Raw genomic sequence first — 6,293 nt, 5'->3', positions numbered from 1 at the left:
GCGCAGGGCCACTGGATAGGCGCCGGCGGGCACCGTGGCCTGGGCCAGCAGCAGCCGCAGCACCGCCGCATCGATCAGGGCCTCCGGCACCCGCCCCGCCGCCACCGCCGCCGGCAGCGTGGCCGCGAAGATCATCCGGAAGGGCATCTCCAGGTCCTGGCCGGCCTCGATCGCCGCCACACCGTCGCGGAGGCCGAAGATGAAGTCGGTGAGCACGAAGCCGCGGAAGCCCCAGCGGTCCTTGAGGATCTCCCGCAGCAGATGGGGATGCTGGCCGCACCAGGCCCCGTTGACGCTGTTGTAGGCGCTCATCACCGCCAGGGCGCCGGCCTCCACGCCGTCACGGAACTGGGGCAGGTAGAGCTCCTGCAGCACCCGCTCACTGGCCGTCACATCGACGCGGAACCGGGCGCTGTCGATCGAGTTGAGGGCGAAATGCTTGAGGCAGGCGATGGCATGGCGCTGCACGCCCCGGGTTGCCGCAGCCCCCAGGGTGCCCACGTGCACCGGGTCCTCGCCGTAGGTCTCCTGGGCCCGGCCCCAGCCCGGATGGCGCAGCAGATTCACGCAGATCCCGCCGAAGAGATTGGCGCCGAACGTTCGCGCCTCCCGCCCCATGGCTTCGCCGATCCGCTCCTCCAGATCGACGTCCCAGCTGGCGCCGCGGCCGATGGGGGCGGGGAAGGTGGTGGCACCGCCCTCCAGCACCACACCGCGGGGGCCATCGACGAAGTGCAGCCCGCCGATGCCCAGGCGCTCCACCACCCCGGCCGGCCACGGGCGGCGGTGGGACGCGTCGTGCAGGGCGATGGCCGCCAGGCCCCCCCAGAACGGGGTGTCGCCGTCGAGCATGGCGAGCTTCTCACCCAGGCTGAGCTGCTGCAGCTGGGTCCGGGCCTGCGTCTCCAGGCGACTCCAGTCGGGGCAGGTGGGCACGACTTCAGCCTAGGGGCGGGGCTTGACTCTCCAGCCCAGTGGAGCCCGTACGGTGAATCTCAAGCTCCCGGCAACGGTTCGCCTGCGATGAGCATCACCACCCTGGGCTCGCCCTGCTGCGCTGCCGAGCCGGCGGCCATGCCGGCCACGGGGATGGAATGGGAGCTGGCGCGGGAGCTCACCGTGCTGCGCCGCCGCCTGTCGGTGGCGGCCGTGCTCACCCTGCTGGTGATGGTGGCCACCCTGCCCCACATGTTGGGGATGCACCTGGATTGGCTGCCGGCCTGGTTCACCAGCCCCTGGACCCAGCTGGTGCTGAGTTCCCCGGTGCTGTTCTGGTGCGGGCGGGAGTTCTTCACCGGGGCCTGGTCGTCGCTGCGCCGCCACAGCGCCGACATGAACACCCTGGTGGCCGCCGGCACCGGCATCGCCTGGCTGGCCTCGCTGGTGGCGACGCTGGTTCCGGAGGTGCTCACCGCCGAAGGGCTGCCGGCCGACGTCTACTACGAAACCGCCGCGGTGATCCTCACCCTGGTGCTGCTGGGCCGGCTGCTGGAGGCCAGGGCCCGCGGCCAGACCTCCGAGGCGATCCGGCGGCTGCTCCAGCTCCAGCCCCCCACGGCCCGGGTGCTGCGGGAGGGGATCGCCACGGAGGTCCCGGTGGCCACGGTGAAGGTGGGGGACCTGGTGCAGGTGCGGCCCGGCGAGAAGCTGCCCCTCGACGGGGTGGTGGTGGAGGGCAGCTCCTGGGTGGAGGAATCGATGCTCACCGGCGAGCCCACCCCGGTGGCCAAGGGCCCCGGGGACGGGGTGATCGGCGCCGCGATGAACCGCAGCGGCAGCTTCACCTTCCGCGTCACGCGGGTGGGTGACGACACGATGCTGGCCCGCATCGTCGCGCTGGTGCGCCAGGCCCAGAGCTCCCGCACGAGGGTGCAGCGCCTGGCGGATCAGGTGGTGGGCTTGTTCGTGCCGGTGGTCATCGCCATCGCGATCGCCACCTTCGTGGTCTGGTTCCTGGTCAGCGGCAACCTGGTGCTGGCCACGCTGTTTCTCGTCAGCGTGCTGGTGATCGCCTGCCCCTGCGCCCTGGGTCTTGCCACCCCCACGGCGATCATGGTGGCCTCCGGCAAGGGGGCCGAGAACGGTCTGATCTTCCGCAGTGCCGAGGCGCTGGAAACGGCCGGTGGGTTGCGCACCACCGTGCTCGACAAGACCGGCACCCTGACCATGGGCCAGCCGGAGGTGACCGATTTCGAGCGGCTCCATGGCGGCCGGATGCCCGTCGGGACGCTCCTGGCCCTGGTGGCGGCCGTGGAGTCGCGCTCGGAGCATCCCCTGGCGGAAGCGATCGTCGCCTACGCCTCCAGCCGCTGCGGCGACGGGGCGCCTCCCCCGGTGCAGAGCTTCGAGTCCGAGACCGGCTCTGGTGTGATGGCCAGCGTGGCCGGACAGGAGGTGCGGGTGGGCAGCCCCCGCTGGCTGCGCAGTTTGGGCCTGGACACCACCAGCCTGGATCCGGTGGTGGCGCACCTGGAGCGGGCCGCCCGCAGCGTGGCCGCCGTGGCCGTGGCGGGGCGGATCGAGGCCTGCTTCGGCATCGCCGATCCGATCAAACCCGAGGCCCATGCCGCCGTCGCCGCCCTGCGGCGCCTGGGGCTGGAGGTGGTGCTGCTCAGCGGCGACGCCCGCCGCACCAGCGAGGTGGTGGCGGCCGATGTGGGCATCGTGCGGGTGATCGCCGAGGTGCACCCCGGCGACAAGGCCGCCGTGGTGCAGCAGCTGCAGGAGCAGGGGCAGGGCCCGGTGGCGATGGTGGGTGACGGCATCAACGACGCCCCGGCGCTGGCCCGGGCCGATGTGGGCATCGCCATGGGAACCGGCACCGATGTGGCCATCGCCGCCAGCGACATCACCGTGCTCTCGGGCCATCTGGGTGGGGTGCCGGCGGCGATCGAGCTCAGCCGCCACACCATGACCACCATCCGCCAGAACCTGTTCTTCGCCTTCGCCTACAACGTGGCGGGGATCCCGATCGCCGCCGGTCTGCTGTTCCCGCTCACGGGCTGGCTGCTGAACCCGATGCTGGCGGGGGCCGCCATGGCGTTCAGTTCGGTGTCGGTGGTGAGCAATGCCCTGCGGCTGCGTCGCTTCCGGCCCCGCCTGCGTCCGTCGGGGGCCGGGGCATGACACCCTCCGAGGCCGCGCCGCTCTGGCGCACGATTCCCCAGCCGCTGGCCCTGCAGGTGCTGGTGGCGGCGGTCGGGCTGGCCCTGATCGCGGCGGAGCTCTGGTGGTTCCTCGGCTCCCGGGGCGCCGGCGTGGCGGCCGGCGAAGCGGGTCAGGGCATGCAGGAGATCAACATCACCGTGCAGGGCGGCTATTCGCCGGCCCATGTCCGGGTGAAGGCGGGACGGCCGGTGCGCCTGCTGTTTCACCGCACCGATCCCAGCGGCTGCGTGGCCCGGGTGATCTTCCCGGACTTCCAGCGCAGCCTCGACCTGCCCCTGGGGGCCACCACCAGCATCGAACTGCTGCCGGAGCGGCCGGGTTCCTACCCGTTCCACTGCGGCATGGCCATGGTGCGCGGCAGCCTGGAAGTGGAGTGAGGGGCAGGGGCTGGGAAGCGGCTTTCGCGCCGGCCTGTGCTCACCAGGCTGCGTTGTGATCACCAGGCTGCATTGTGATAATCAAGCTGCACTGTGATCATCAAGCTTGACAATTCTTCTGCTTGGTTGCTGCAGATTGTCAGATCAATTGGGTTCGAAAGACCAATCCTGATAGTCTTGATTCCATTGCTTGCGAATGGGTCCCACGATTGATGAGCAGGCTTCTCACCGGAATCTTCAGCCAGGCCTCGCGGCTGTTCGTCACCCTGCCCCTTGTCGCCCTGCCCCTGGCGGTGGCGGCACCGAAGGCATGGGCCCAGGGCAATCCCTGGGGGGCCCCGAGCCAGCAGACGCCGGTGCAGACCTCGCCCTGGGGTGGCGGGGGCGGATCCGGGGGGGGCAGTTACGGCCAACCCGGCAACAGGACCCTGTCCTTCCCGGTGCAGGGGGTGATCTGCGACAGCTCCGTGAACGTCTGCTTCAACGCCAGCGGGGCCGCCCTGGCCGAGACGGAGCGGGAATTCGGACGCCGGGCGCGCCGCACCCTGGAGAACAATCTGGTCAACAATCCGATCGTCGACGTCACCTTCGCCGACGGCCGCTACTGCAACTTCAACCTGCGCGGCTGCTGGACGAACCGCCAGCGCACCAGCTTCGACCCACAGCTGAACCCCTGGGTGTTCGGCGCCGGAGCCGGTGTCCCGGGCGGCCAGGGCACGGTGATCGGCGGTGCCGGTTCCACCTGGGGGCCGGGCGGCGGCACGGCCACCGGCCAACCCCCCACCAACAGCTTCCAGGCGCCGTTCACCCGCACCCGCCAGAGCGGAACCTGCGCCTGGACCAACGCCGGGATCTCCATCTACAACGGCACCTGCCGTTACGAGATCGTCCAGAACAACGTCAACGGCTCCAAGACCCTGGCCTTCACCTTTGAGAGGCTGCCGGCCTCCAACCCGCTGCGCACGCTCCGCTTCACCGCCCAGGGCAACGGCCCCTGGAGCATCCAGATGCCCAACGGCTCAGCCGCCGCCGTCCAGTCCAGCGTCAACGCCGACCAGGTCCGCTCCGACATCCAGCTGGGCTGGGGCGGGATCTTCAACCTGGGCTTCCGCAGCACCACGACGGCCACCACGACCCAGCTCAACCAGGCCCTTCAGCCCGTGGATGCCAACGGGCAGGTGGTGCAGGGCAGCGACAGCGAAGCCCTGGGCCAGGCCTTGGGCGGGCTGCTGCAGCAACTGTTCGGGGGGGGGCGTTGAGGGGGGCCGGTCAGGGAGCCCCGCTCAGCCCGCGATCGGCCCCAGTCCCTCGCCGGCGTTGCTGAAGAAGCGGCGCAGGTTCACGCCCGCCTCGTGGGCGGCGATGGTGACCTGCAGCTTCTGCTCGGCGTCGAGGCCATCCCAGAAGGCATGGAACAGGTCCAGGGAGGCCTTGGCGGTGCCCACCACCCCCACCAGGGCCATCGGCGCCGCCAGCCAGGGGAACACCAGCAGCACCACCGAGAGCACGGCCCCCACCGCCACACCGGTTTTGGCGGATTCCAGGCTCGTGGCCAGCACCAGCCGCACCTGGGTCAGCCGGTCGATCTCGCCGCGCTTGCGCAGGGCCTCGGTGCGCAGGGCGCTCAGCAGGGCCTGGTAGGTGGCGTAGAGCAGCACCCCGCCGACGGTGGATTCCGAGACGAATTCACCGCCGCTGAAGGCGCCGCCGTTGCGGTTCAGATCCACCGAGGCCAGGCCCGCCAGGGGCGCCGCTTCCCAGCCGGCGCGGGGGATGCGGAAGGGGTCGTGCTCGCGGGTCATGGCAACGGCGGTGCGAGATGTCCAGCCTGCCATGGGTGAGCGGAACCCATCGGGTTCAGCCGGCTTCGGTCGCCAGGCCGTAGGCGGGAAGGGCGGTGGTGCCAGCCGAAGGTGCAGCGTCCGGATCGCCCTCGGCCTCCAGATCACCGATCAAGCCATCGACGATGCCGGCATCAAACGAGTAGCGGCCCGGACCGACCAGAAGCAGGGCCAGGCTGCCGCCCAGGTAGAGCACCACCAGCTCCAGCACGTAGATGTTGAAACCGCTGGTGAGGATGTGGTGGTAGGCGGCCACGGCCATCGTGCCGGTGAGGGCCAGGGCCCCCAGGGGCGAGAGCAGGCCGAGGATCAGCAGCCAGCTGCCCAGGATTTCCGAGTAGCCGGCCACGTGGGCGAAGAACACAGGGAAGGGCAGGTGCAGGGGGACCACATAGTTGGTCGCGAACGCCTGCGGATCGGCCAGCTTGTCCTGGCCGTGGTGGATCATCATCGCCCCGATCGCCAGCCGCAGGATCAGCAATCCGACGTTGGCCAGAAGCCCTTCCCGCAGGAGGTAGGACCTCAGGATCTGGCGGACCGTTGCGGCCATGGCGGTGGCGGAGGCAGGCGCCGCCGTGCGCTCGTCCAAGGCCGTGGGCACGACAGCGGCGACCGGTGGACGGTTGAGCGCCAGCATCCACAGGGCGATGAAGGCGGTGAAGAAGCCCGCGAAGATCTCGAGCAGGACAGTGGTGGTCATGGTCGGGGGAGAATTATGAAGATTCTGTCGCCTCAGGTAACGGAACGTGAAGCGCCCTCCGCCTCCAGTCCCAGGTCCAGGCTGAGCTGACCTTCGGCCAGCCGCGGCGCCCGGCGACGGCCGCCGCCGCTCCGCCTGTCGGAGGGGGGAAGGCCTGAGCGGCGCGAGCCGTGCCGTTCCTGGATCGCGTCGGCGGCGGCGCTGAAG

Annotated in this window: 6 protein-coding genes; 3 read left to right on the top strand and 3 right to left on the bottom strand. The window is 70.5% G+C overall.

Annotation, left to right across the window (positions count from 1 at the left end):
* Nucleotides 1-936: glycoside hydrolase family 3 protein (locus VB737_RS14095; RefSeq protein ID WP_500313884.1), on the bottom strand; the 936-nt coding region annotated here is incomplete at its 3' end.
* 87 nt (nt 937-1,023) lie between these two features.
* Here VB737_RS14095 and VB737_RS14090 point away from each other — a divergent pair.
* The 3 genes from VB737_RS14090 (at nt 1,024) to VB737_RS14080 (ending at nt 4,804) form a co-directional block, all read left to right on the top strand.
* Nucleotides 1,024-3,126 (top strand): copper-translocating P-type ATPase, encoded by a 2,103-nt coding sequence (locus VB737_RS14090; protein ID WP_500313882.1) that lies wholly within the window; start codon nt 1,024-1,026, stop codon nt 3,124-3,126.
* Complete coding sequence (locus VB737_RS14085) at nt 3,123-3,545, top strand: cupredoxin domain-containing protein (protein ID WP_500313880.1); 423 nt, start codon at nt 3,123-3,125, stop codon at nt 3,543-3,545. The genes VB737_RS14090 and VB737_RS14085 overlap by 4 nt, the downstream gene beginning before the upstream one ends.
* A 212-nt stretch (nt 3,546-3,757) precedes the next feature.
* The gene (locus tag VB737_RS14080) at nt 3,758-4,804 is read left to right on the top strand and encodes a YcgJ family protein (RefSeq protein ID WP_500313878.1); all 1,047 of its coding nucleotides are present in this window, start codon (nt 3,758-3,760) and stop codon (nt 4,802-4,804) included.
* A 24-nt stretch (nt 4,805-4,828) separates the two neighbouring features.
* On the opposite strand, the gene VB737_RS14075 is transcribed toward VB737_RS14080, so the two are convergent.
* Together VB737_RS14075 and VB737_RS14070 are read right to left on the bottom strand one after the other, a co-directional pair.
* On the bottom strand, nt 4,829-5,347 hold the full coding sequence (locus tag VB737_RS14075) for a hypothetical protein (protein WP_500313876.1): 519 nt from the start codon (nt 5,345-5,347) through the stop codon (nt 4,829-4,831).
* Between the two features lie 55 nt (nt 5,348-5,402).
* Nucleotides 5,403-6,086, bottom strand: coding sequence for a DoxX family protein (locus VB737_RS14070; protein WP_500313875.1), 684 nt, complete (start codon nt 6,084-6,086; stop codon nt 5,403-5,405).
* Nucleotides 6,087-6,293 lie beyond the last annotated feature (207 nt).

It is taken from the genome of Synechococcus sp. BA-120 BA3, assembly GCF_034931285.1.
Classification (GTDB): Bacteria; Cyanobacteriota; Cyanobacteriia; order PCC-6307; family Cyanobiaceae; genus Cyanobium.
Note: the sequence above shows the minus strand (reverse complement) of the source record. Positions and strands in the feature narration are given on the sequence as shown.

Coding starts and splice junctions, on each gene's coding strand:
- VB737_RS14075 (WP_500313876.1), bottom strand. CDS start 5,347: ATGACCCGCGAGCACGACCCCTTCCGCATCCCCCGCGCCGGCTGGGAA.
- VB737_RS14090 (WP_500313882.1), top strand. CDS start 1,024: ATGAGCATCACCACCCTGGGCTCGCCCTGCTGCGCTGCCGAGCCGGCG.
- VB737_RS14085 (WP_500313880.1), top strand. CDS start 3,123: ATGACACCCTCCGAGGCCGCGCCGCTCTGGCGCACGATTCCCCAGCCG.
- VB737_RS14070 (WP_500313875.1), bottom strand. CDS start 6,086: ATGACCACCACTGTCCTGCTCGAGATCTTCGCGGGCTTCTTCACCGCC.
- VB737_RS14080 (WP_500313878.1), top strand. CDS start 3,758: ATGAGCAGGCTTCTCACCGGAATCTTCAGCCAGGCCTCGCGGCTGTTC.